Genomic DNA, 23,966 nt, shown 5'->3' with positions numbered 1-23,966 from the left:
CACTTCTGACTCACGAGTAAGTCTGCGCGCCTCAAGCCCTGTTGACACATTTCAGGCCACTCGACGTGTCATGTTCAACAGATACTCCTTCCTGTTCAGCGGGTTGTGGTCGGTGCGTGCCCGTTCCGGAACGATGCCGTGTGCGACGGGTGCGTAGTGGTCGAAGGCGCTCTCCCACTCGCCCTCCCCACGCGTCAGCCCCGGCAACTGCCGCTCCAGCCCGTGCACTTGGGCCGCCGGCACATCCCCCTCCAACACGCACAGCGCCCCCTGCGTCTCGGTGGTCCGCGGTACGGCGCGCAGCGCGGCCAGCACCGGCAGCAGCGCGGCGAGGGTGTCGGCCGGCGCCTCGACACGGAACCGGTGCATCGGCTCGTACACCTGACTCCCCGCCCGCCGCAGCGCCTCGACGAGAACGAGCGGGGTCACCCCGCGGAAGTCGGCCCCGGTGCTCGACATGCTCTTGTCGAAGCCCTGGTGGGCATGGCTCTGCCGGGGCGAGTAGCCGGAGTGCGTCATGGTGACCACACAGTCGGTGACCCGCCAGCCGTGCAGTCCCTGGCCGAGCGTCTCGCGCACGGTGTCCTCGACGGCCTTGAAGAAGGCGTACGGCATCGCGCCCAGCTCGACCTCCAGTCCGAACCGCACACCCGAGCCGACCGGGCCCGGTTCGACGCGCAGGCCGACCGTGGCGAGGAAGGGGTTCGCGTCCTTCTTGTTGAACTCGACCGCCGCGCCAGTGCCGTTGGGCCGCTCGATGCACAGCGGGGTCGTCTCGCGGAACGAGACGTGCACCCCGAACTCGTCGGCGAGCGTGGCCTGGATGACCTCCTTCTGGACCTCGCCGTAGAGCGAGACGGCGGTTTCCTGGCGCACTTCGTCGTGGCGCAGGCCGATCAGGGGGTCCTGTTCGGCGAGTTGGGTGAGCGCGAGGTGCAGGGCGCGGGGGTCGGCGTCCGGGCCGGGGACGACGACGGTTTCGAGGGTGGGAGGCGCGAAGAAGCGCTCAACCGCCTTGCGCGGTACGCCGATCGAGTCGCCGATCCTGATCTCGCCGAGGCCTCGCAGCTTGCCGATGCGGCCCGCCGGGACAGCGCCCCGCTCGGCGTCGGTGCCTTGGTCGAAGACGCTGATCGCGGTGACCTTGCCCTCCTTGCCGGTGTCGCTCGTGTCGCCGAAGGTGACGCGGTCGCGGGTGCGGAGGGTGCCGGAGAACATCCGCGCGTAGGCGACCTTCTCCCCCGCCGGTCCGCGCTCGACCTTGAACACCGTGCCGGAGAGCGGGCCTTGGGGATCTCCTTCGGCCGCGGGGAGGAGTTCCTTGATGCCGGTGATCAGCGCGTCGACACCGGCGCCGGTGATGGCGGAGCCGAAGTAGACGGGGTGCACGAGGACTTGGCGGGTCTGGGCGGCGAAGGCTGTGCGCAGGAGGTCGTAGGAGACGGTGTTCTCGACGTACGCGGTGAGGAGTTCGTCGTCGTGTTCGGCGAGGACGGCGGGTGCGCGGGGGTCGAGCCCCGGCAGGAAGCGGGCCTCGCGGGCCCCGAGTCCCTCGACCGCGCCCATGGGAACCACGGCCGCCCGGAGCCGTCCGGCGATCTCCGACAGGAGGTCGTCGTAGCGTGCGCCTCGTCGGTCGATCTTGTTGACGAAGAGAAGCGTGGGGATGCGCAGGCGTTGGAGTGTGCGCATCAGGATGCGGGTCTGCGGCTGGACGCCCTCGACGGCCGAGATGACGAGGACGGCGCCGTCGAGTACGCCGAGGACTCGTTCCACCTCGGCGATGAAGTCCGGGTGGCCGGGGGTGTCGATGAGGTTGACGGTCACGTCGTCGACCGGGAAGGAGACGACGGCCGACTTGATGGTGATACCGCGCCGGCGCTCCAGCGCGAGGGTGTCGGTGCGGGTGTTCCCGGCGTCGACGCTGCCGATCTCGTCGATCACACCGGCCGAGTGCAGCAGGCGCTCGGTCAGGCTGGTCTTACCGGCGTCTACGTGCGCGAGAATCCCGAGGTTGAGCAAGTGCACCTGGTGTCATGTCCTTTGGTGAGGGGGTCGTTCCTTCCTGGGCGGACATGAAGGGTGCGCGCATCTCAGTGCTCCTCGGTCGTCGTTGGCTCGTCTCCGGTAGTGCAGCAGGGGCGGGGGTGCCGGGGCAACGGATTAATGCCGGGCCGGGGAGGTGGGGTGAGGTGGGCGCGTGGCGCTCCGGTGCAGGCCAGGGCCCGGATGCGAGGCTTGCGGCGTCCGGCGGTGGACGGTGCTGACAGGAGCCGAGCATGCGTGACCTTCTCCCGGTGCTGAGCGGCTGGTACGCCGCACACGCCCCGTTCGGCCTGGCCACGGTGGTCGCGGTCAGCCGCAGCGCGCCGCGTGATCCCGGTGCGGCGATGGCGGTGGGGCCGGGCGACGAGGTCGTGGGCAGTGTGTCCGGCGGCTGCGTGGAGGGCGCGGTCTTCGAGCTTGCACGGGAGGTCGTGGCAAGCGGCGAGGCCCGCCTGGAGACCTTCGGCTACAGCGACGAGGACGCCTTCGCGGTCGGCCTCACCTGCGGCGGCGAGATCACCGTGCTGGTACGGCCGGTCACGCCCGAGCTCGATCCCGCGTTCGGGGCGGTGGCTCGGTCGGTGGCGGCGGGTGAGCCGGTGACGGTGGCGACAGTGGTTGACGGGCTGGTGGGGCGGGGGGCGACGCTGGCGGTTTGGCCGGAGGGGGTGGGTGGGGGCGGTGGTGATCTCGGCGGGGCTGGTGGCGGGGCCGGTGCCCTTGGCGGGCGCGGTGCCTCTCGCGCTTTCGGCGCCGCCGGCACGCCTGACACCCCTGACATCTCTGGCACCTCTGGCACCTCTGGCACCTCTGGCACCTCTGGCACCTCTGGCACCGTCGGTGCTCCCAGCTCCCCTGGTGACCCTGGTGCTCTCGACGCCTCTGACGCTCTCGGCACCTCCGGTACCCCTGGCACCCCCGGCACCCCTAGTACGCCTGGCACTCCCCGTACTCCCGGCACGCCCGGTACTCCCGGCGCCAGCAACACCCCCGGTGCCGCCAGCGCTCCTGGTACCTCCGCCACCCCCAGTGCTTCCGGCACCCCCAGCGCGCCCAGCACACCTCGCGCGCCCGCCCCGCCCGGCACCTCCGACGCTCCCAGCACCGCAAGCACTCCCGACACCTCAAACACCCTCGACACCTCAAGCACCCCCGGCGTCTCCAGAATCTCCGACATCCCCGGCACCCTCGGCACCCTCGGCTCGACCGGCCTCGACGTAGCGGTCACGGCCGACGCCCGCGGTGAACTCGCCCTCGGGGCAACCGGGTTGCGGCACTACGGCCCGCGCGGTGAGCGGCGTGAGGACTCCGTCGCCGTGTTTCTGCACTCCTTCGCGCCGCCGCCGCGGATGCTGGTGTTCGGGGCGATCGACTACGCGGCGGCGGTCGCCCGGATCGGCGACTTCCTCGGTTATCGGGTCACCGTGTGCGACGCCCGCCCGGTGTTCGCGACGCCGAAGCGGTTCCCGCCCGGGGTGGAGGTGGTCGTGGACTGGCCGCACCGTTATCTGCACGGCACGGACACCGACGAACGGACGGTGATCTGCGTCCTGACCCACGACCCGAAGTTCGACGTACCCCTGCTGGAGGAGGCGCTGCGCCGGCCGGCCGCGTACATCGGGGCGATGGGCAGTCGCCGTACGCATGACGACCGTAAGCGGCGGTTGCTCGAATCCGGCCTGGGCGAGGCCGAGTTGGGCCGACTGCGCTCACCGGTCGGTCTTGACCTCGGGGCCCGTACGCCCGAGGAGGTGGCCGTGTCCGTGGCTGCCGAGATCGTCGCGCTGCGGTGGGGCGGGACGGGGGCACCGTTGACGGGGGCGGTGGGGGCGATCCATCGGGGAGCGGCGCCCCGAGGATGAAGTCGTGGGGCTGCACCGCGAGTTGACGGTCACCCTCACGTCAGATCCTCGGCGGCAACCGATGCAGCACAAGATCCGTCAGCCTGCCGTCGTTCACCGTCGCCGTCATGTATGTGCAGTGCGGCTGGCGTCGGCGGTCCGTCGGCGACCCCGGGTTCAGCAGGCGCAGGCCGGTGGGGGCCGTCGTATCCCAGGGAATGTGGCTGTGCCCGAAGACCAGCACGTCCAGGTCGGGGAAACGGGCCGCGCAGCGCGCCTCGCGGCCCTGGGCGGCGCCCGTCTCGTGGACGGCGCCGAAGCGCAGGCCGCCCAGCTCGGCGTAGGCCAACTCCGGTAGGCGGGCGCGCAGTTCGGGGCCGTCGTTGTTGCCGTAGACGCCGATGAGCCGGCGGCTGCGGGTCTCCAGCAGGTCGAGAGTGGCCGTGTCGACCCAGTCGCCGGCGTGGAACACGACGTCGGCGCGCGGGAGTTCGGCGAGGAGTTGCGCGGGGAGTTCCTTGGCGCGCTTGGGGAGGTGGGTGTCGGACATGAGCAGCAGACGCACGGTCTCAGCCTAGCCAGGGGTGGGCGTGGTTCTGGAGGAGCGCACGGGCGGCCGTATGCGATCTACAGTTCAAACTGCGCAGTCTGGACTGGACAGTTTTCCCTTGGCGGTTCTACGGTGGAGGGCATGGATCACCAGCCCATCGAGACCCCCGCGGGCGTCTCCGACTCGGCGGCGCGTTCCGCCCGCGATCTGCGGATCGTGCTCAGTCGGCTGCGCCGCAGGATCCGTGAGGTCGCGACCGACGAGGACCTCACGCCCTCGCAGGAGTCGGCGCTCACCCTGGTCGGCAAGCACGGCGCGGCCACGGCCAGTGCCCTGGCGTCCGCCGAGGGGGTCAGGCCGCAGTCGATGGCCGCCACCCTCGCCGCCCTCGACCAGCACGGGCTCATCCGGCGCAGCCCCGACCCCGACGACGGCCGCAGGCAGCTCGTCACCCTCACCGAGGCCGGCCGCGAGCGCATCGAGGACAACCGGCAGGTCCGCTCCGAGTGGCTCGCCCGCGCCTTCGAGGACCGGTACACCGAGCAGGAGCGGCGGACGATTCTCGACGCGCTGGCGTTGATGGAACGGCTGTCGGAGCAGTGATAGCGAAGCCCACCCAGGTAGTACGGGCCACGCGGTCCGCCCCCACCGGCTTCGACCGGCGCCTGATCGCGCCCATGGTCCTCGGCTCCGTTCTCAACCCGATCAACTCCTCGATGATCGCCGTGGCCCTCGTGCCGATCGGCATCGCCTTCGGGGCCCCGCCCTCGGAGACGGTCTGGCTGGTCTCGGCGCTCTATCTCGCCACGGCCGTGGGGCAGCCGGTCATCGGGCGGCTCGTCGACATGTACGGGCCCCGGCGTCTCTACCTCATCGGTACGGGCCTGGTCGGCATCGCCGGCGTCATGGGCGCCCTCGCGCCGTCGCTCGGCGTGCTGATCGCGGCCCGGGTCCTGCTCGGGTTCGGTACCTCGGCCGCGTATCCGGCCGCGATGCAGCTGACCCGCAGCGAGGCCGAACGCACCGGCCAGGACAGCCCGGCCGGCGTCCTCACCGCGCTGGCCGTCTCCGCGCAGACGGTGTCGGTGATCGGTCCCACGCTCGGCGGTTTCCTGATCGGCGTCGGCGGCTGGCGCGCGATCTTCACCGTCAACGTGCCCCTCTCCGTGGCCTGTCTGGTCCTCGGCGCGCTACGGCTCCCGAGGACGAGCAAGGACACGGCGGACACCCGGCGCGACGTCGACCCGCCCGGCATGCTCCTGTTCGCCGTCATGCTGGTCTCGCTGATGATGTTCCTGACCGCCCCGAAGCTCTCGGAGTGGTACCTCCCGGCCCTCTCCGCCGTAGCGGCCGTCGCCTTCGCGAAACGCGAACTCCGCGTCCCGGAGCCCTTCGTGGACCTGCGCGTCCTCGGCGGCAACCTCCCCCTGGTGACCACGTACATCCGCCAGTTCCTGGCCTACACCACCTCGTACGCCTTCCTCTACGGCTATACGCAGTGGCTGGAGGAAGGGCGCGGGCTGCACGCCTCCACCGCCGGGCTCGTCCTGCTGCCGCTGTCGGCCACCGCCCTCGGGGTCTCCTCCCTCACCGGGCGGCGTGAGGCGGTCCGCGCCAGGCTGCTCGTCGGCGGTGCCGTCCAGGTCGTGGGCTGTGTCTCGCTGCTGCTGGTGAACTCCGGCAGTCCGGTCTGGCTGCTGCTCGCCGTCGGCGCCGTGCTGGGCGTACCGCAGGGGCTGCTCGGTCTGGCCGCGCAGAACGCCCTGTACCGGCAGGCCGAGCCCGCGCGCATCGCGTCCGCCGCCGGACTGCTGCGCACCTTCATGTACCTCGGCGCACTCGCCGCGTCCGCGGCCACCGCGGCCTTCTTCCCGCACCGCGCCGACACCCCGGGACTGCACGACCTGGCCCTGTTCATGGCCGTCGGTTCGGCGCTGCTCCTGGCGATCACCCTGCCCGACCGTTCCCTGCGCACCCTCACCCCCAAGACCGTCTGAGCCCCCGTACCCCCGTACTCCCCCGATCTCCTGAAAGGCCTTCTCCCATGGCACTCACCACGCTCGACCCCCGTACCGCCCTCGTCGTGATCGACCTCCAGGGCGGCATCGTCGGCGCCCCGACCCAGCCGTACAGCGGTCCCGAGGTCGTCGCCCGTACCGTCGAGCTCGCCGACGCCTTCCGGGCCGCCGACCTTCCGGTGGTCCTGGTCCGGGTCACCTTCGCCGCCGACGGCGCGGACGCCGTACCCGGCCGTACCGAGCAGCGGCGCGCCGGCGGCGGGGCGCGTCCCGAGGGCTGGGACGTCATCGTCGACGACCTGGCCGGGCACCCCGCCGACATCCGGATCACCAAGCGGAACTGGGGCGCCTTCCACGGCACCGACCTCGACGTACAGCTGCGCCGCCGCGGTGTCACGCAGATCGTGCTGACCGGCATCGCCACCAGCATCGGCGTCGAGTCCACCGCCCGGGCCGCGCACGAGCACGGCTACCACGTGACCCTGGCCACGGACGCGATGAGCGACCTGGACGCGGTCGCGCACGCGCACAGCATCGAGCGGATCTTCCCGCGGCTGGGCGAGACGGGCACCTCCGGCGACATCCTGGAACTTCTGGCCAAGACCCACGACGTGAGCTGACATCCGTCCCCTGCGGGTTAACCGTTGCCCAACAACAGCCCAATGGGCGGCATCGGGACAGACCGGGTTAGCATCAGCCCACCGCGCCGTTCCGCATCGAGGAACGGGCAGCGCAAACAAGGGGGCTGGAAGCCGGATGTCGGTCAAAGTCAGTGTCGTCGTCCCTGTCTACAACCCAGGGCCTTATATCGAGGATTGCATCTCCTCTCTCCTCAGGCAGTCCCTGCCTAACGACGAGTACGAGGCGATCTTCGTCAACGACGGCTCGACGGACGGCACCCCCGCTCGGCTCGACGAGGTCGCCGCCGAGCACCCCCACATCCGGGTCATCCACCAGGAGGCCTCGGGCTGGTCGGGCAAGCCCCGCAACGTCGGTATCGCCGCGTCCAAGGGCGAGTTCGTCATGTTCGTCGACAACGACGACTACCTCGGCGACGAGGCCCTGGAGCGGATGTACGACTACGGCGTGGCCAACGGCGCCGATGTCATCGTCGGCAAGATGGCCGGCAAGGGCCGTGCCGTGCCGGTGGAGCTGTTCCGCAAGAACTACCCGCACGCGTCGGTCGAGACCGCGCCGCTGATGGACAGCCTCACCCCGCACAAGATGCTCCGCCGCGCGTTCCTGGACCGCATCAACCTGCGGTTCCCGGAGGGACGTCGGCGCCTGGAGGACCACGTCTTCGTGACGGAGGCCTACCTCGCCGCGGACAACGTCGCCGTGCTCAGCGACTACGTCTGCTACTACCACATCAAGCGCGACGACGCCTCGAACGCCGGCTTCCAGCGCTTCGACCCCGTCGGCTACTTCAAGAACCTGCGCGAGGCCCTCGACGTCGTCGAGAAGTACACCGAGCCCGGTCCGGCCCGCGACAAGATCTTCCGCCGCTGGCTGCGCGTGGAGATGATGGAGCGCCTCGGCGGCGGCCGGCTGCTCAAGGCCCCGGACGACTACCGCCGTGAACTCCTCAAGGAGATCCGCGGGGTCATGAACGAGCGCTTCGGCCCGGGTGTCGCGGCCGGTCTCGGCCCGCGCCTGCGGGTCGTCGCCGCCCTCGCCGCCGCCGACCGCTACGACGACCTCGTCGAGCTCGCCGAGTGGGAGGCCTCCCTCAAGCCGACGGCGGCCCCGGGCGAGATCGAGTGGCGGGACGGCAAGCTGCTGGTCCACTACCAGGCCGAGTTCGTCATCGACGGCAAGCCGGCGGTCTTCGAGGCCAAGGGCGCTCCGGCTCCCAAGCACCCGGAGCCGAAGACCCTCGCCGAGGCGACGGCCATGCTGACGGCCGACGCCACCGCCAACTTCAAGAAGGCGACGGCCGACCTCGTCGTCCGCGAACGCACCAGCGCCGCCTCGCACTTCCAGCCCGTGCAGATCTCGCACGAGACGGTCGCCGACGGCGGCGGCGTCCGTCTGGTCCTGCACGCCACGGCGACCATCGACCCCGCGACCGCGGCAGGCGGCTCCCCGCTGGCCGGCGGCCTCTGGGACACCTACGTCCGTGTCGTCATCGGCTCCTGGAACAAGGAGTGCCGCCTCGGCCCGGTCCCGCAGCACGGCGAGAACGCCGGGCACGCCGGTGTCGTCGCCGGCCAGGTCATGCTCCCGTACTACACGGAGCCGCACGGCAACTTCTCCCTCGACGTCGACAAGGCGAGCAAGCGCCTCGGCCTCGCCGACCTCAAGCCCGGCGACTTCACGGTCACCGGCGCCCGCGTCGGCGTCCTGCTCCCCTTCTACGTCCCCGCCGCCACCGACGTCCTGCTGCGGCTGACCCACAAGTCGTCCGGTACGACCCTGGACGTGCCCGGTGTGGTCTCCCCCGAGTCCTCCGGCGCGCGCCTCGCCGCCGAGGTACCGGCCGCGGAACTGAAGGACGCGGCGTGGAACGCGTCGGTGTGCCTGACCCCGGCCGCGACCGGGCAGCGTTTCCTGGCGCTGCCGGTGCGGCTGACCGGTGACGCCGGCGGTATCCGGGTGGAGGCGGCGCCGAAGGCCGCGAAGCCCGCCGAGCCCAAGCCGGCGCCGAAGCCGGTGGCCGCCAAGCCCAAGCCGGGGCTGGCCTACCGGGTGGCGCGCAAGCTGAAGCGCGCCCTGAGCAAGTAGCGGTACCCCAGCGCGAGTTGGCGTACCCGAGCAAGCAGTAGTGCCCGAGCAAGTCGGAGGACAAGAGAACGTGCGATCACTGGGGATTGAAGGCGCCTGGGTCCTGGAACCCAAGGTCTTCCCTGACGACCGGGGCAGTTTCCACGAGTGGTACCGCGGTGAGGAGTTCCGCGAGGCCACGGGATACGACCTGGCTCTGTCCCAGGCCAACTGCTCGGTGTCGCGGCGCGGGGTGGTGCGCGGAGTGCACTTTTCCGACGTGCCGCCGAGCCAGGCCAAGTACGTGAAGTGTGTGCGCGGCGCCGTCCTCGACGTGATCGTGGACATCCGCGTCGGCTCTCCCACGTTCGGTCAGTGGGAGGCCGTCCGGCTGGACGACGAGACCAAGCACGCCGTGTTCCTCGCGGAGGGGCTCGGTCACGCGTTCATGGCGCTGACCGACGACGCGACGGTCGTGTACCTGTGCTCGACGGGGTACTCCCCCGGCCGTGAGCACGGGATCAACCCGCTCGATCCGGCGCTCGGCATCGCCTGGCCCGAGGGCTTCGAGCCGGTGCTGTCGGAGAAGGACGCGGAGGCGCCGACACTGGCAGAGGCGGAGCAGTCAGGACTTCTTCCGTCCTACGCGGACTGCTCCGCCTACTACGAGCGACTGCGGAGTGGGCAGATCAGCGGCTGACGCTGAGCTGCTCCACCGCGCGGCGCAGGGGCTCCCAGCCGCGGGACCGCTTGGTCCCGCGGTTGCGGGCCGCCGCGAGGGGACCCCAGAAACCGGCGCCGAGCAGCGCCTCGGGCTTCACCGCGGTGGTGCGCTCCAGGATCGCCTCGGGCACCTTCTGCGGGTCCGGGACCTCGAACTCGGCGATGATCTCGTCGTACTTGTCCTTGAGGACCGTGCTGGTCGGGTCGGCACCGAACACCACGAGCTGCCCGGTGGGCTGCGTGTCGACCAGGACCGTCACCAGGTCGGGACGGTAGCGGGCGAGGATCTCGACCAGCTTGTAGACGTCACCGGTCCAGGCGTCGGTGTGCCGGTCCCGGGCGGCCTCGTCGATGCTGCGCGGCAGCATGTCGTCGAAGACGATGACGCTGGCCCAGTCCGAGTGCTTCTCCACGTTGATGAAGTCGCGCAGCGCGTACTCGAACAGGTGCATGCCGTCGATGAACGACAGGTCCAGCGTGGTGGTCCGCCACCAGCCCAACGGGCTCCGGTTGCGGGCCAGTTGACGCAGCGGGTGACGACCGCCCCGCAGGTGCACCAGCGGGTTGTCCCGGGCGAAGAAGTCGTCACTGGTCGCCTTGGCCAGGTGGACGTCACAGCGGATCTCCGTGACCACCTTGAACGCGGGATCGATCGCAACACTGGGCACCCGGGAGAGCGTCAGGCTGCGGCCGTCGTTGACGCCGATCTCCAGGTAGTTGCGGTTCGCGGTTGACTTGTGGAGCCCCCGCAGGAACTCATGACGTTTCACGAAGAAATCTCCTTGCGGATGTGAGGAAGTGCTTCGTGCAGGGCGGACCGCCAGTCCCTTGGCGGTTCCAGACCGATCTCCGCCCACCGCTCGTGCCCGAGGGCGCTGTAGGCGGGGCGGGGCGCGGGACGGACGAAGGCCGCGCTCGTGGTGGTGCGGACGCGCTCCGGGTCGGCGTCGATGAGCCGGAACACCTCCTGGGCGAGTCCGTGCCAGCTGGTCTCGCCGGCGCTGGTCGCGTGGAACACCCCGTGCGCGCCTTCGACCTGTCCGATACGGGCGCCGAGATCGGCGATCCGTACGGCGACGTCGGCGGTCCAGGTCGGTTGTCCGTGCTGGTCGTCGACGACGTCGAGAGTGTCGCGACGTGCTTCCAGCTCGATCATCGTGCGGACGAAGTTACCCCCACAGGCTCCGTACAGCCAAGCCGTGCGGACGACCGCGCTCCCACCGGGCAGTTCCTCCAACACGGCCTGCTCGCCCGCGAGTTTGGTGCGGCCGTAGGCGGTGCGGGGTGCGGTGGGGTGGTTCTCCGGGTACGGCGTGCTGCGGGCCTCGCCGTCGAAGACGTAGTCGGTGGAGACGTGCACCAGCCGCGCGCCCGAGGCGGCGCAGGCGCGAGCCAGGAGCCGGGGCCCCTCGCCGTTGATGCGAAGGGCCCGCTCCTCGTCGGTCTCGGCGTCGTCGACGGCGGTGTACGCCGCGCAGTTCACCACCACGTCGGGATGGTGTTCCGCGAACGCCCGGTCCACCGACGCGGGGTCGGTGATGTCCAGGGCGGCGCGGTCGAGACCGACGAACTGCTCACCGCGTCCGGCGAGTTCGTCCAGCACATCGTGGCCGAGCATCCCGCCGGCACCGGTGACCAGCCACTTCATCAGCCGCGCTCCACCCGTGCCTTGAGGGGCTCCCACCAGGCCCGGTTGTCGCGGTACCAGGCGACGGTGTCGGCGAGGCCGGAGGCGAAGTCGTGCTTCGGCTCGTAGCCGAGTTCGTCGTGGATCTTGGACCAGTCGACGGAGTAGCGCAGGTCGTGGCCCTTGCGGTCCTCGACGCGCTCGACCGAGTCCCAGTCCGCGCCGCAGGCTTCGAGCAGCAGGCCGGTGAGCTCCTTGTTGCTGAGCTCGGTGCCGCCGCCGATGTTGTAGACCTCGCCGGCCCGGCCCTTGGTGCGCACGAGCTCGATGCCCTGGCAGTGGTCCTCGACGTGCAGCCAGTCGCGGACGTTGAGGCCCTCGCCGTAGAGCGGGACCTTCTTGCCGTCGAGGAGGTTGCTGACGAACAGCGGGATGACCTTCTCGGGGAACTGGTGCGGCCCGTAGTTGTTCGAGCAGCGGGTGACGCGGACGTCCAGGCCGTGGGTGCGGTGGTAGGCCAGGGCGAGCAGGTCCGAGGACGCCTTCGACGCGGAGTACGGCGAGTTGGGCGCCAGCGGGTGGGTCTCGGGCCAGGAGCCGGTCTCGATGGAGCCGTAGACCTCGTCGGTGGAGATGTGCACGAACGGGGTGCGGTAGCGCAGGGCCGCGTCCAGCAGGACCTGGGTGCCCACCACGTTGGTGCGGACGAAGTCGGCGGCGCCGTTGATCGAGCGGTCCACGTGGGACTCGGCGGCGAAGTGGACGACCTGGTCCGCCTCGGCCATCAGCTTGTCGACCAGTTCGGCGTCGCAGATGTCGCCCTGGACGAACTCCAGGCGCGGGTGGCCTATTTCCAGGTTGTCGATCGTGCCCGCGTACGTGAGCTTGTCCAGCACCGTGATGCGGGGCGCGTCGGGCGCGTCCGAGGCGAGGAGCGTGCGGACGTACGTGGAACCGATGAAGCCGGCGGCGCCGGTGACGAGGAGATTCATGAACGGATCTGCACCTTGCTGTGGTCTCCGAGAACGAGGCGGTGGGCGCTGGGTACCCCCGGAGCGGGGGTCACTTCGACATGCTTGCCGATGAGCGAGGACTCGATCCGGCCCACCCCGGCGATGGACGAGTCCTGAAGCACTATGGAGAACTCCAGCTCACTGTCCGTGATCTTGCAGTTCTCCGCGACCGAGGTGAACGGTCCGACGTAGGAGTCGCTCACGATGGTTCCGGAACCGATGACGACGGGTCCGACGATGCGCGAGCGCTCGATGCGCGCGCCCTCCTCGATGACCACGCGGCCGATGGTCTCGGACACGTCGTCGACCTCGCCGTCGATGCGGCGGTCCATGCTCTCCAGGACGGTCCGGTTGACCTCGAGCATGTCGACGACGTTGCCCGTGTCCTTCCAGTAGCCGTGGATGACCGAGGAGCGCACATCGGCGCCGTCGTCGATCAGCTGCTGGATGGCGTGGGTGATCTCCAGCTCGCCGCGCCACGATGGCTTGATGGCGCGCACGGCGTCGTGGATGGCGGGCGTGAAGAGGTAGACACCGACCAGAGCGAGGTCGCTCTTGGGGTGCTCCGGCTTCTCCTCCAGGCCGATGACCTGGCCGGACTCGCTGAGTTCGGCGACGCCGAAGGAGCGCGGGTCGGGCACATGGGTGAGGAGGATCTGCGCGTCGGGCTTGTTGGCCTGGAAGCCCTCGACGAGACCGGTGATGCCGCCGACGATGAAGTTGTCACCGAGGTACATCACGAAGTCGTCGTCGCCGAGGTACTCGCGCGCGATCAGTACGGCGTGGGCCAGTCCGAGGGGACGGTCCTGCGGGATGTAGGTGATCTTCAGGCCGAACTTCGACCCGTCACCCACCGCCTCCTCGATCTCCGCCGCGGTGTCACCGACGATGATGCCGACCTCGGTGATTCCCGCGTCGGCGAGCGATTCGAGCCCGTAGAAAAGGACGGCCTTGTTGGCCACCGGGACGAGCTGTTTTGCCGATGTGTGTGTGATCGGCCTCAGGCGGGATCCAGTGCCGCCGGAGAGAACGAGAGCCTTCATCGCTTCACCTTAGCGTCATCTTTGGACGTGCATCGTTCCTCCCTATGTTCGTTTATTACGACCGGCCAACGATGAGGGGGCTACCAGGTGTCTAACCGGCCGGCGGACCGGACAAATCACCCGCGGCCCGTGCTACGTCCGCCTCGACCTCGGCCCGGTCGAGCCCCTCGTCCCGCGCGTACTCGTCCGCCGCGGCCTGCATGTCACGGGCGAGATCCCGCCAGGCCCGCCAGGCGGTCTCGTAGATGTCGGTCTCGGCCTCGGTCCAGGATTCGTGCGCGGGGGCTCCCAGAGAGTCCCGCATCTCCTGGACCCGGGCGCGTGCCGCCTGGGCCGCGCGGTGCTTCTCGACCAGTTCTTCGAAGGTGTGTGCCACAAGCACGCACCCCATCACGACGGACCCCCGCGACCGTCCCGACCTGCCGTGCTACGTCCCGACAGGCACCCGTGCGGCCTCCTACCGGTCGAGCGCGATCTCGGCCCACACCTGCTTGCCGCCGCTGACCGGCACCGTGCCCCAGGCCGCCGACATGGCCTCGACGAGAAGGATGCCGCGCCCGCCGGTGGCCTCCCAGCCGATGCTGGTGGGTTTGACCGGGGTGCGCGGCGAGGAGTCCGCCACGGCGACCCGGAACCGCCGGTTGACCAGGGTGAGGTCGAGGCGGACCGGCCCGTCGGTGTGCACCAGGGCGTTGGTGACCAGCTCGGAGACGACGAGCAGGATGGTGTCGGTCTCCTCGGTGACGCCCCAGGTGCGCAGGGTCCGCTTGGTGAAACGGCGGGCGTGCCGGGCCGCCTCGGGGACGCGCCACACCGTCCAGTTCTCGCGGCGGGGGCGGGTGGCCAGGCCGTCGTAGCGCATGAGGAGCAGGGCTACGTCGTCCTCGCGGCGGGCGTTGCCCAGCAGGGCGTCGGCGACGAGGCCGAGGTGGGCGGGGTCGGAGACGGCGAGGCCGTGGGCGAGGCGGTCGAGACCCTCGTCGATGTCGGCCTCCTTGGACTCCACCAGGCCGTCGGTGGTGAGGGCGACGACGGTGCCGGGCTGGAGCCGCAGCGGGCTCATGGGGAAGTCGGCCTGCGTGACCACGCCGAGCGGCGGTCCGCCGTCCGCGTACGGGATCTCGGTGCTGCCGTCCGGGTGCCGCAGGACGGGCGGGAGATGGCCGGCCCGCACGTACCAGGCGGAACCTTCCTCCAGGTTCACGTCGACGTAGCAGCAGGTCGCGAAGAGGTCGGTCTCCAGGTCGATGAGGAGGCGGTTGGCGTGCGAGACGACCACGTCGGGCGGGTGTCCCTCGACGGCGTAGGCGCGCAGCGCGGTGCGCATCTGGCCCATGAGGGTGGCGGCGCCCGCGTTGTGGCCCTGGACGTCGCCGATGACGAGGGCGACGTGGTTGTCGGGCAGCGGGATCACGTCGTACCAGTCGCCGCCCACCTCGAGCCCGGCCGTGGTCGGCAGATAGCGGGCGACGGCGACCGCGCCGGGCAGGGTGGGCAGGCGGCGCGGCAGCAGCTGGCGTTGCAGCATGCCGACGAGTTCGTGCTCGGCGTCGAAGGCGTGGGCGCGCATCAGGGCCTGGCCCGCGAGGCCGGCGGAGGCGGTGAGCAAGGCACGTTCGTCGGGGCCGAAGACGTGCGGGTCGTCCCAGCCGATCAGACAGGCACCGGAGACCCGGCCGCCCGCGGACAGCGGCAGGACGGCGAGGCCACCGGGTCCGACCTCGGCGAGGGCGGGTTCCAGATCGGTGCCCGCGGGCCAGATCGCGGCGCGGCCCTCGCGCAGGGCGGCGGCGAGGGTGGGCATGGTGCGCACGGGTGCGTCGGGCCATTCACTGCGCCACTCCAGGCGCCACAGCTCGGGCCAGGCCTCCGGTTCGGGCGGGTCGAGGACGGTGACGACGAGCCGGTCGCCCTCCAGTTCGGCGAGCGCGATCCGGTCGGCGCGCAGCGGTTTGCGCAGGGCGGCGACCACGGCCTGGCTGACGTCGTGGACCGTGCCGGCCATGGCGAGCGCGGCGGCGAGGCGCTGGACGCGGGCCACGTCGTTGACGCCGGAGCGCAGCTGGGAGGCGTCGCCGACGGTGCCGACGAGACGGGCCGGGCGGCCGTCGCCACCGGGCAGGAGCCGGCCGCGCAGGCGCAGCCACTTCGGCGTGCCCGAGGGCTGCAGGACCCGGAATTCCAGTTCGCGGTCGCCGATGGCCATGTGGTCGGCCTCGACGACGGACATCAGCGAGGGCAGGTCCTCCGGCACGGTCATCCCGAGGAGGGTCTCGACCCGGCCGTCGAAGTCGTCCGGGCCGAGCCCGAACAGGGCCAGAACCTCGTCGCCGATCTCGACCCGCCCGGTGTCCATGGCCAGGTCGAACGCCCCCGCGGCCAGGTCCTCGCCCGCCACGGACTCGCCCGGTACCGGGATCGCGACCGCCTCGGCGATCAGCGCGAGGCACGCGCGGTCGTCGGCGCCGAAGCCGTCCGGGCGCTCGCTCACCGCGAGCAGACAGCCGCCGCCCCCGTCACCGTGCACCGGCAGTACGGCCAGGTGGAACTCCGCCGAGGGCAGCCGCCGCGAGTCGCCGCCCGCGGCCAGCTCCGCGGGGCCGAGCCACACCGCGTGCCCGGACCGCCGTACCTCGGCGGCCGGTGATCCGCCGGACGCCGGATACCCGTCCCGCAGCCCGTAGAGCGTGCGCGGCACCCCGACCGACTCGACCAGGCACAGGAGATCGGCGTCGTCACCGGGTGTGTACACCCCGGCGAAGCTCGCGCCGGCGAAGACGAGGGCCTGTTCGAGGACGCGGCGGAGCCGTTCGCGGGGGTCGAGATCGACAGTGAGCGTTTTGAGGGCAAGTTCGGCACGCAGCGTTCGCGTTCCGCGTCCCTCAGCGCCCTCACTGACCACGTCCGCAATTACAGCGCTTATGGGGCGACTGCGCAGCCCCTGTGACCGTTCCGTGGAGATGAGGGACCGGATGGCCCTCTTCGGGCTCGAAAGAGGCCGAACAAGTCTTTACGCATGCGTACCGCACAGGGATCTCGTGACAGGCGTGACTGTCCGCGTCCGTCGCCCGGCTGGGAGATTCGACCAGGGCCACGGAGGGGGACGACCATGGACAAGCGGTACGAGGTGTACGCGCTCGCCGACAAGCACTTCTACGAGACACCGGACCGTCTGTCCGCACCCGGCACGCAGACCGCCGCGCCCCTGTTCGACACGGCGCGCCGCAAGGTCCCGGAGGGCTGGAGCTCGGCCCGCATCGGCGACTGGCTGACGCTGACCCCGCTGGACGAGGACGGCGGCCCCTTACCCGGGCCGGCCCAGGGCTGGAAGATCCACGCCTCGGCCACCCGGGCGAACGCGGACCGGATCGCCGCCCTCGTGTGGGACTACTGCGTCCCGCGCCGCATCCCGTTCAAGTTCGTCCCGGGCCCGCACTTGCTCCACCTGCGCAACACGAAGTACGCGGGCCGCGACACCAGCGGCAAGTTCGTCACGGTCTACCCGACCGACGAGGACCAACTCCACGAGATCCTTAGCGAGTTGGGCAAACTCCTGGAGGGCTTCGAAGGCCCGTACATCCTGACCGACCTCCGCTGGTACGACGGCCCGCTCTACGTCCGCTACGGCGCTTTCGCGCGCACCTTCGTCGTCGACGAGCGGGGCTCGCTGGTGCCGGCGGTGCGGGACGGCGAGGGGGAACTGGTGCCGGACCGGCGGGCGCCGTCCTTTCAGGTCCCGGAGTGGGTGACCCTGCCGGCGTTCCTGGAGCCGCATCTCGCCGCGCGCAACACGACGACGGTGGGCGAGCTGCCGTACCGCATCGAGAAGGCGCTGCACTTCTCGAACGGCGGCGGGGTGTACGCGGGCACCGACACCCGGGACGGGCGCAAGGTCGTCCTCAAGGAGGGGCGGCCGCACGCGGGGCTCGCCTCGGACGGTGCCGACGCGATCGCCCGGCTTGAGCGCGAGAAGCTGGCGCTGGAGCGGGTCGCCGGGACCGGGGTGGTGCCCGAGGTGCGGGACTGGTTCCTGCTGGGTGAACACCGGTTCCTGGTCATGGACTTCGTCGAGGGGCGCCCCCTCAACTCCTACTTCGCGGAACGGCATCCGCTGCTCACCCCGGACCCCGACCCGGACGCGGTCGCCGCGTACACGGCGTGGGCGCTGAGGATCCACGCGGCGGTCGAGCGGGCGCTGGACGCGGTGCACGCGCGCGGGATCGTCTTCAACGACCTGCACATTTTCAACGTCATCGTCGCGCCCGACGAGGAGTCGGTGTTCCTCATCGACTTCGAGGCGGCGGCCCCGGCCGAGGAGAACGGCCGCCAAGTCGTCGCCCACCCGGGCTTCTTCGCCCCGCCGGACCGCCGGGGCATCGACGTCGACCGGTACGCGCTGGCCTGTCTGCGGCTCGCCCTGTTCCTGCCGGTGACCACCCTGTTCGTGGTCGACCGCGGCAAGGCGGCGCACCTGGCCGAGGTGATCGCGGGCCAATTCCCGGACGTACCGAGGGAGTTCCTGGACAAGGCGGTCGCGGAGATCACGCGGGGCGAGGGCGCGGTGGCGGCTCCGGCCTTCGTGCGGCCCGGCGACTGGCCCTACAGCCGTGACTCGATGGTCAAGGCGATCCTGGCCTCCGCGACCCCGGACCGGGACGACCGCCTTTTCCCAGGTGACGTGGCCCAGTTCTCCGACGGCGGCGGACTCGGCCTGGCGCACGGCGCGGCCGGTGTGCTGTACGCCCTCGACGCGACCGGCGCCGACCGCTACGAGGAGGGCGAACGCTGGCTCCTCGACCGCACCGCACCGCCCCCGGTCGGCACCCCGCTCGGCCTGTACGACGGACTCGCGGGCGTCGCCCACGTCCTGGACCGGCTCGGCCACCGCCAACGGGCCCTCGACCTGATCGCCGGCATCCTCGCGGAACGCTGGCAGAACCTCTCCTCCGACCTGCACGGCGGCCTGGCGGGACTCGGCCTGGTCCTGGCCCAACTGGCCGCCGACACAGGCGAGTCGGAGCTGCGCGAGCGCGCGGCGGAGGCCGCGGACATCCTCGTACGACGCCTCGCGGAGCCGCGCCCAAACACGCCCCGGCGACGCGCCGGGCTGCTGCGGGGTGCGAGCGGACCGGCGCTGTTCCTGTTGCGGCAGTACGAGTCGACGGGCGACCGGCGGTTGCTCGATGCGGCAACTGCCGCCCTGCGCCGGGACCTTGAGTGCTGTGTCGTGCAGCGCGGCGGCGGCCTGGAGGTCGACGAGGGCTGGCGGACACTCCCCTACCTCGGCGACGGGAGCGCGGGCCTGGGCATGGTCCTCGACGACCTCCTGGCCCAAGTCCCGGACGAGGACGGCGAGTTCGAGCGAGCCCGCGCCGGCATCCTCACCGCCGCGACCTCCCGCTTCTACGCGCAGCCCGGGCTCTTCCAGGGCCGCGCGGGGATGATCCTGCATCTCGCCCGTACGACCGCGCCGGGCGCCGACGCCCACAGGCTCGCCGAACAGGTCACCGGTCTCGGCTGGTTCGCGATGGCGTACGAGGGCCAACTCGCCTTCCCCGGACACCAGATGATGCGACTGTCCATGGACCTGGGCACCGGAACAGCAGGGTGCCTGCTCGCGCTCGGCGCGGCCTTCGGCGATGCCGAAACGGCCCCCGGGCTGCCCTTCCTGCCGCCGCTCCGGCGGCCCACTCAGCGCGGCTCCGCAATCTGACGGAGTCGTGACACCACCAACCCCGTCCCCACAACGAAAGGACTTCTCATGGCACTTCTCGACCTGCAGACGATGGAATCCGACGAGCACAACGACGGCGGCGGCGCGAGCACCGTCAGCCTGCTCTCCTGCGTGAGCGCGGCGAGCGTTCTGCTCTGTCTCTGACGACGCGCTGAGCCCACGGCTCCGGGCGGCCCCCTCGTGCGAGGGGGCCGCCCGGGGCCCACGTCACGTCACCCCGAGGGACCGCCGTATGACGACGCATGCCCAAGGCACCCCGGTGACCGGTCCGTTGCTGCGGTCGGCCGTGCGCGCGGCCGGTGTGCGCTGTGCGGCGCTGGGCGCGGTCAGTACGGCGTCCACGGCGGCCGCGCTGCTGCTGCCCGCCGTGCTGGGCCGGACCCTGGACCACCTGTTGGCGCACGCCCCGGCGGCGCGCTGGGTGTGGGGGTGCGCGGGGCTGGTGCTGCTGATCGGCGTGCTGGACGCGTGCGGGACGGTGCTCGGCGGCACGGTCACGGCCGGGTCGACGGCATGGCTGCGCCGACGCGTCACCGGACATGTACTGGCTCTCGGTCCGCGCGCCAACTCCCGTTTCGGCAATGGTGAGTTGGTGGCCCGGCTGGTGGGGAACGCCGCACAGGCCGGGACGGCGCCGGGTGCGGTGGCCGCGCTGCTCGCAGCGCTGGCGGGACCGGTCGGAGGCGTGGTCGCGCTGGCGCTGATCGACCCGTGGCTGGCGGCCGTGTTCCTGGCCGGGGCGCCGGTCCTCACCTTCCTCCTCCGCGCCTTCGCCCGTGACACCTCGGAGTGCGTGACGCGCTACCAACAGGTCCAGGGCCGGATCGCGTCCGCGCTCGCGGAGGCGATGAGCGGCTTCCGCACGATCCAGGCGGCAGGCACGGCGGACCGCGAGACGGCACGGATCCTGCGACCGCTGCCCGAACTCTCCCGCGCGGGCCACCGCATGTGGCGGGTACAGGGACGGGCGGCAGCGCAGGCGGTCACCGTGGCGCCCCTCCTCCAACTCGCCGTCGTAGCCGTGGCGGGCTACCAGCTGACGAGACACGCCCTGACAGTGGGCGAGGTGCTGGCCGCGTCCCGGTACGCGGTGCTGGCAACGGGCGTTGGCGCGCTGGTCGGCCAACTGTCGGGCCTGCTCCGCGCGAAGGCAGCGACCCGGCGCCTGGACGAGATCCTCGCCGAACCGGCCCTGGCCCACGGACACCGCCAACTCCCGCCGGGCCCAGGCCACTTGGAACTGCGCGGCGTCACAGCCCGGCAAGGCGAACGCACCGTCCTCTCCGACATCGACCTGGTGATCCCCGGCGGTACGACCCTCGCCGTCGTCGGCCGTTCCGGCGCCGGCAAGTCCCTCCTAGCGGCCATCGCTGGCCGCCTGACCGATCCGGACGCGGGCGAGGTCCTCCTCGACGGCGTCCCGCTCCACACCCTGCGCCACGACGAGCTGCGCAACGCGATCGGCTACGCCTTCGACCGCCCGGCCCTGCTCGGCACGACGATGGAGGACACGATCGCGTTCGGCCTATGGTCGCCGTCCTCGGCCCGCGTAAGGGAGGCGGCTCGGCTGGCCCACGCGGACGCCTTCATCCGCCGCCTCCCCCACGGCTACGCCACCCCCGTCGCCGACGCGCCCCACTCCGGCGGCGAGTCCCAACGCCTGGGCCTGGCAAGGGCGTTCGCCCACGAGGGCCGCGTCCTGATCCTCGACGACGCCCTCTCCAGCCTCGACACGATCACCGAACACCGGATCACGAACTCCCTCACAGGCCCGGACTCCAACGGCACCCGCCTCCTCATCGCCCACCGCGCGGCTACGGCGGCCCGCGCGGACTTGGTGGCTTGGCTGGACGGGGGGCGGGTGCGGGCGGTGGGGACGCATGCGGAGTTGTGGGGGGTGGCGGGGTATCCGGGGGTGTTCGGGGAGGGGGATCAGATCGGCGTGGGGGTGGAGGAGGTACGGGGTGCGGAGGGATCGGGGAGGGGCTTGCGTGGAGCGCCTCGGGGTGGAGAAGGCGGGGCGGGTTGATGTCGGGCGGGGCGAAGCAGGCGAGCGGACGGCGCGGGCCAATGCCGAACGAGGGCAATCGGGTTGATGGTCGTAACGCCCCTCGGCGCCGCCCACGCTTCCTCCACCGTCGGCCACAGCAACCCCCGCCCCACGACACCACAGCCCTCTCCCGCCGCGGCCTCCGCTTCCTGCGTGCCCGTCGGCCGGTGCTGGTCCGGCTCGCCGCCTGGTCCGTGCTGGAAACCGGGCAGACCTTCCTCGTCGGGTATGGACTCGCCCGCGCACTGGACGCCGGGTTCCTCGTCGGGCGAGGTGGTGTCGGGCTCGCGTGGCTCGGGGTGGCAGGCGTCGGGGTCGTCGTCGGGGCGTTCGGGACCGGGCGGGTCTATCGCGGTGTCGCCGACCTCGTCGAACCGCTCCGGGATCTGCTGGTCGCACGCGTCGTCGCACGCGGGGTGCGAAAGGCGGACGGCGGGGCGTTGTCCAGCCTGACCCAGCAGGTGGAGCTGGCCCGGGACACCTTCGCGGGGCTGGTGATGGTGTCCCGGTCGTTCGTGTTCACCGCGGTGGGTGCGCTGGCGGGGCTCTTCTCGCTCGACCCGCTGCTGCTTCTCGTCGTGGCGCCGCCGCTGGTCGCCGGGGTGTGCCTGTTCACAGCGACGCTGCGTCCGCTGGCCCGCCGACAGGAGACCTTCCTCCTCGCCGACGAGGCACTCGCCGACCGGCTGGGCACCGTCTGCCCCGGCCTGCGGGACATCACGGCGGCCGGCGCCGGGGAACGGGTCGCCGTCGACACCGGACACCTCGTCGACGCCGAACTGCGCGCCGCCCGCGCCCTGGCCCGCTGGGGCGTCCTGCGGGTCGCGGCCCTGGCGATCGGCGGCCAGCTGCCGATCGTGCTGCTCCTCGCCACCGCCCCCTGGCTCCTCGGCCACGGCGTCACCCCGGGCGCCCTGGTCGGCGCCCTCGCCTACGTCACCCAGTCCCTGCTCCCCGCCCTCCAGAACCTGGTCCACGGCCTGGGCACCAGCGGCTCCCGCCTGGCGGTGGTCCTGCGCCGCCTGGCTCCACCGTCTCCCTCCGGATCTCCACCCACGGTCCTCCACCTCGCCGCCCCACCGCCGGACGACCCCGCCCTCCCCCGAGGCACCCGCCTGGCCGTCGTAGACACGGGCGGCACTCCGACCACCGTCACTCACCCAGCCTCGCAACCGGCCGGCGAACCCGCACCCCCCGACACCAACCCCCCAGCCCTCTCCCTGACCTCCGTAACCTTCGCCTACGGCCCAGCCAGCGCCCCCGTCCTCCGCGACCTCACCCTCGCCCTCCCCCAAGGCGCCCACCTGGCCGTCGTAGGCCCAAGTGGCATCGGGAAATCCACGCTCACCGCTCTCGCCGCCGGACTCCTGAAACCCGGACACGGCACGATCCGGATGTACGGGCGGCCGGTGTCCGAGACAGTCGCCCAGCGTGTGCTAATCCCCCAGGAGGCGTACGTCTTCAGTGGGACCATCGCCGACAATCTGAGCCACCTACGACCGGACCCCGTACCCGAAGCGGAGCTGCTCGCCGCGGCCGAAGCCGTCGGACTCGCCCCGCTGCTCGAAACCCTCGGCGGGCCCGACTCCCCCGTCGACCCGGCCGCGCTCTCCGCCGGCGAGCGCCAGCTGATCGCCCTCACCCGGGCCTACCTCTCCCACGCCCCCCTCGCCCTCCTCGACGAAGCCACCTGCCACCTCGACCCGGAAGCGGAGGAACGCGCCGAGCGCGCCTTCGCCCGGCGGGAGCGGAGCGGTGCCGCGCTGGTCGTCGTCGCGCATCGGATCAGTTCCGCGCGCCGAGCCCACCGCGTGCTCGTCATGGACGGGCAGGACACCGCGCTCGGTACGCACGGCGATTTGCTCCGTCGCTCTCCGCTCTATCGGGAGCTGGTCGGCAGTTGGTCGTCAGAGCCAGCCCTCGCCCTGGGAGATACGGATCGCGTCGATGCGGTTGCGGGCTCCGGTCTTGCGGGTGATGGCCGCCATGTAGTTGCGCACGGTCCCGTGGGACAGGTGCAGGCTCCCGGCGATCTCCGCGACGGAGGCCCCCTCGGCGGCCAGGGTTAACACGCTCAGCTCGCGACGCGTCAACGGCATCTCCGCCGCCTTGAGGAATCCGAAGCCCAGGGAATCGTCAACGAAACGTTTCCCCTCCGCGACGCGCCGGATGGCGTACACCAGCCGGTCCGGTGGGCTCGCCTTGTCGACGTAGCCGATCGCGCCCTCCTCCAGCGCGCGTTTCAGCAGGCCGGGGCGGTGCGCGGTGGCCAGGACGAGGAGGCGGGGCGGGGTCGGGCCGATCCCACGCGGGCCGAGTTCGCCCAGTGGCGGGATTCCGTACGCCTCGTCGCAGTCGAGGTCCGCCGCGCAGACGTCCGGCCGGACGGACCGGACGCGACCGGGTGCCGTGCGCCACGGGGTGTCCCAGACCCCGAGGCCGGGTTCGCGGCGGAGCCACTCCGCGAGGACCGATCTCACCAGACACGCGTCGTGCACCAGAAGTAGCCGGATCACTGCCGTCCCCTCAGCTAGCCGTTCGCCGGTTCCACGGTGGTTACACGGGTGCCCCATTGTTCGCGACCGCGACCGCGCGCGGGCCCGGAGTTCCGGCCAACA

The 23,966-nt window shown here is 71.5% G+C and carries 17 protein-coding genes and 3 pseudogenes; 11 read left to right on the top strand and 9 right to left on the bottom strand.

Annotated features, from left to right (window positions below):
- Positions 1-51 precede the first annotated feature (51 nt).
- On the bottom strand, positions 52-2,028 hold the full coding sequence (locus tag ACIBK4_RS15815) for a GTP-binding protein (protein WP_398995240.1): 1,977 nt from the start codon (positions 2,026-2,028) through the stop codon (positions 52-54).
- 251 nt (positions 2,029-2,279) lie between these two features.
- Between ACIBK4_RS15815 and ACIBK4_RS15810 the strand changes: the two are divergent.
- Positions 2,280-2,501, top strand: a pseudogene (locus ACIBK4_RS15810) (XdhC family protein); the annotation flags it as partial.
- 732 nt (positions 2,502-3,233) lie between these two features.
- Positions 3,234-3,908, top strand: a pseudogene (locus tag ACIBK4_RS15805) (XdhC family protein); the annotation flags it as partial.
- Positions 3,909-3,948: 40 nt separating this feature from the next.
- On the opposite strand, the gene ACIBK4_RS15800 reads toward ACIBK4_RS15805, so the two are convergent.
- A complete protein-coding gene (locus tag ACIBK4_RS15800) occupies positions 3,949-4,452 on the bottom strand; it encodes a metallophosphoesterase family protein (RefSeq protein WP_398995238.1) in 504 nt (167 codons plus the stop codon).
- 126 nt (positions 4,453-4,578) lie between these two features.
- Between ACIBK4_RS15800 and ACIBK4_RS15795 the strand changes: the two genes are divergently transcribed.
- The 5 genes from ACIBK4_RS15795 (at position 4,579) to rfbC (ending at position 9,858) form a co-directional block, all read left to right on the top strand.
- On the top strand, positions 4,579-5,040 hold the full coding sequence (locus ACIBK4_RS15795; protein WP_398995237.1) for a MarR family winged helix-turn-helix transcriptional regulator: 462 nt from the start codon (positions 4,579-4,581) through the stop codon (positions 5,038-5,040).
- The gene (locus tag ACIBK4_RS15790; RefSeq protein WP_398995235.1) at positions 5,037-6,434 is read left to right on the top strand and encodes an MFS transporter; all 1,398 of its coding nucleotides are present in this window, start codon (positions 5,037-5,039) and stop codon (positions 6,432-6,434) included. The genes ACIBK4_RS15795 and ACIBK4_RS15790 overlap by 4 nt, the downstream gene beginning before the upstream one ends.
- A 47-nt stretch (positions 6,435-6,481) precedes the next feature.
- On the top strand, positions 6,482-7,075 hold the full coding sequence (locus ACIBK4_RS15785) for a hydrolase (RefSeq protein WP_398995233.1): 594 nt from the start codon (positions 6,482-6,484) through the stop codon (positions 7,073-7,075).
- A gap of 136 nt (positions 7,076-7,211) precedes the next feature.
- Complete coding sequence (locus ACIBK4_RS15780; RefSeq protein WP_398995231.1) at positions 7,212-9,179, top strand: glycosyltransferase family 2 protein; 1,968 nt, start codon at positions 7,212-7,214, stop codon at positions 9,177-9,179.
- Positions 9,180-9,249: 70 nt separating this feature from the next.
- Entirely contained in the window at positions 9,250-9,858 is a 609-nt protein-coding gene (gene rfbC / locus ACIBK4_RS15775; RefSeq protein ID WP_398995229.1) for a dTDP-4-dehydrorhamnose 3,5-epimerase, read from the top strand.
- Here the strand turns inward: rfbC and ACIBK4_RS15770 are convergent.
- The 6 genes from ACIBK4_RS15770 to ACIBK4_RS15745 all read right to left on the bottom strand — a co-directional run bounded on the left by ACIBK4_RS15770 (position 9,848) and on the right by ACIBK4_RS15745 (position 16,466).
- On the bottom strand, positions 9,848-10,651 hold the full coding sequence (locus tag ACIBK4_RS15770; protein ID WP_398995227.1) for a class I SAM-dependent methyltransferase: 804 nt from the start codon (positions 10,649-10,651) through the stop codon (positions 9,848-9,850). The genes rfbC and ACIBK4_RS15770 overlap by 11 nt on opposite strands.
- Positions 10,648-11,529, bottom strand: a complete 882-nt coding sequence (rfbD, locus tag ACIBK4_RS15765) for a dTDP-4-dehydrorhamnose reductase (protein ID WP_398995225.1) — start codon at positions 11,527-11,529, stop codon at positions 10,648-10,650. The genes ACIBK4_RS15770 and rfbD overlap by 4 nt, the downstream gene beginning before the upstream one ends.
- Positions 11,529-12,500, bottom strand: coding sequence for a dTDP-glucose 4,6-dehydratase (gene rfbB, locus ACIBK4_RS15760; RefSeq protein ID WP_398995223.1), 972 nt, complete (start codon positions 12,498-12,500; stop codon positions 11,529-11,531). The genes rfbD and rfbB overlap by 1 nt, the downstream gene beginning before the upstream one ends.
- Positions 12,497-13,564 (bottom strand): glucose-1-phosphate thymidylyltransferase, encoded by a 1,068-nt coding sequence (locus tag ACIBK4_RS15755; RefSeq protein ID WP_398995222.1) that lies wholly within the window; start codon positions 13,562-13,564, stop codon positions 12,497-12,499. The genes rfbB and ACIBK4_RS15755 overlap by 4 nt, the downstream gene beginning before the upstream one ends.
- A gap of 91 nt (positions 13,565-13,655) precedes the next feature.
- Positions 13,656-13,940: a hypothetical protein gene (locus tag ACIBK4_RS15750; protein WP_398995221.1), complete on the bottom strand. Its 285-nt coding sequence runs from the start codon at positions 13,938-13,940 to the stop codon at positions 13,656-13,658.
- Between the two features lie 81 nt (positions 13,941-14,021).
- Complete coding sequence (locus ACIBK4_RS15745) at positions 14,022-16,466, bottom strand: SpoIIE family protein phosphatase (RefSeq protein WP_398995220.1); 2,445 nt, start codon at positions 16,464-16,466, stop codon at positions 14,022-14,024.
- Positions 16,467-16,673: 207 nt separating this feature from the next.
- On the opposite strand from ACIBK4_RS15745, the gene lanKC reads away from it, so the two are divergent.
- The 4 genes from lanKC (at position 16,674) to ACIBK4_RS15725 (ending at position 23,417) form a co-directional block, all read left to right on the top strand.
- The gene (gene lanKC, locus ACIBK4_RS15740; RefSeq protein ID WP_398995219.1) at positions 16,674-19,277 is read left to right on the top strand and encodes a class III lanthionine synthetase LanKC; all 2,604 of its coding nucleotides are present in this window, start codon (positions 16,674-16,676) and stop codon (positions 19,275-19,277) included.
- 48 nt (positions 19,278-19,325) lie between these two features.
- Entirely contained in the window at positions 19,326-19,442 is a 117-nt protein-coding gene (locus ACIBK4_RS15735; RefSeq protein WP_033278838.1) for a SapB/AmfS family lanthipeptide, read from the top strand.
- Between the two features lie 88 nt (positions 19,443-19,530).
- A complete protein-coding gene (locus ACIBK4_RS15730) occupies positions 19,531-21,327 on the top strand; it encodes an ABC transporter ATP-binding protein (protein WP_398995218.1) in 1,797 nt (598 codons plus the stop codon).
- 191 nt (positions 21,328-21,518) lie between these two features.
- A complete protein-coding gene (locus tag ACIBK4_RS15725; RefSeq protein ID WP_398995775.1) occupies positions 21,519-23,417 on the top strand; it encodes an ATP-binding cassette domain-containing protein in 1,899 nt (632 codons plus the stop codon).
- Here ACIBK4_RS15725 and ACIBK4_RS15720 read toward each other — a convergent pair.
- Positions 23,340-23,921 (bottom strand): annotated as a pseudogene (locus ACIBK4_RS15720) (LuxR C-terminal-related transcriptional regulator); the annotation flags it as partial. The gene ACIBK4_RS15725 and the pseudogene ACIBK4_RS15720 overlap by 78 nt on opposite strands.
- Positions 23,922-23,966: the final 45 nt, after the last annotated feature.

It is taken from the genome of Streptomyces sp. NPDC050528, assembly GCF_044457795.1.
Taxonomy (GTDB): domain Bacteria; phylum Actinomycetota; class Actinomycetes; order Streptomycetales; family Streptomycetaceae; genus Streptomyces.
The sequence above is the reverse complement of the archived record's forward strand: the minus strand, read 5'-3'. Positions and strand labels throughout refer to the sequence as shown.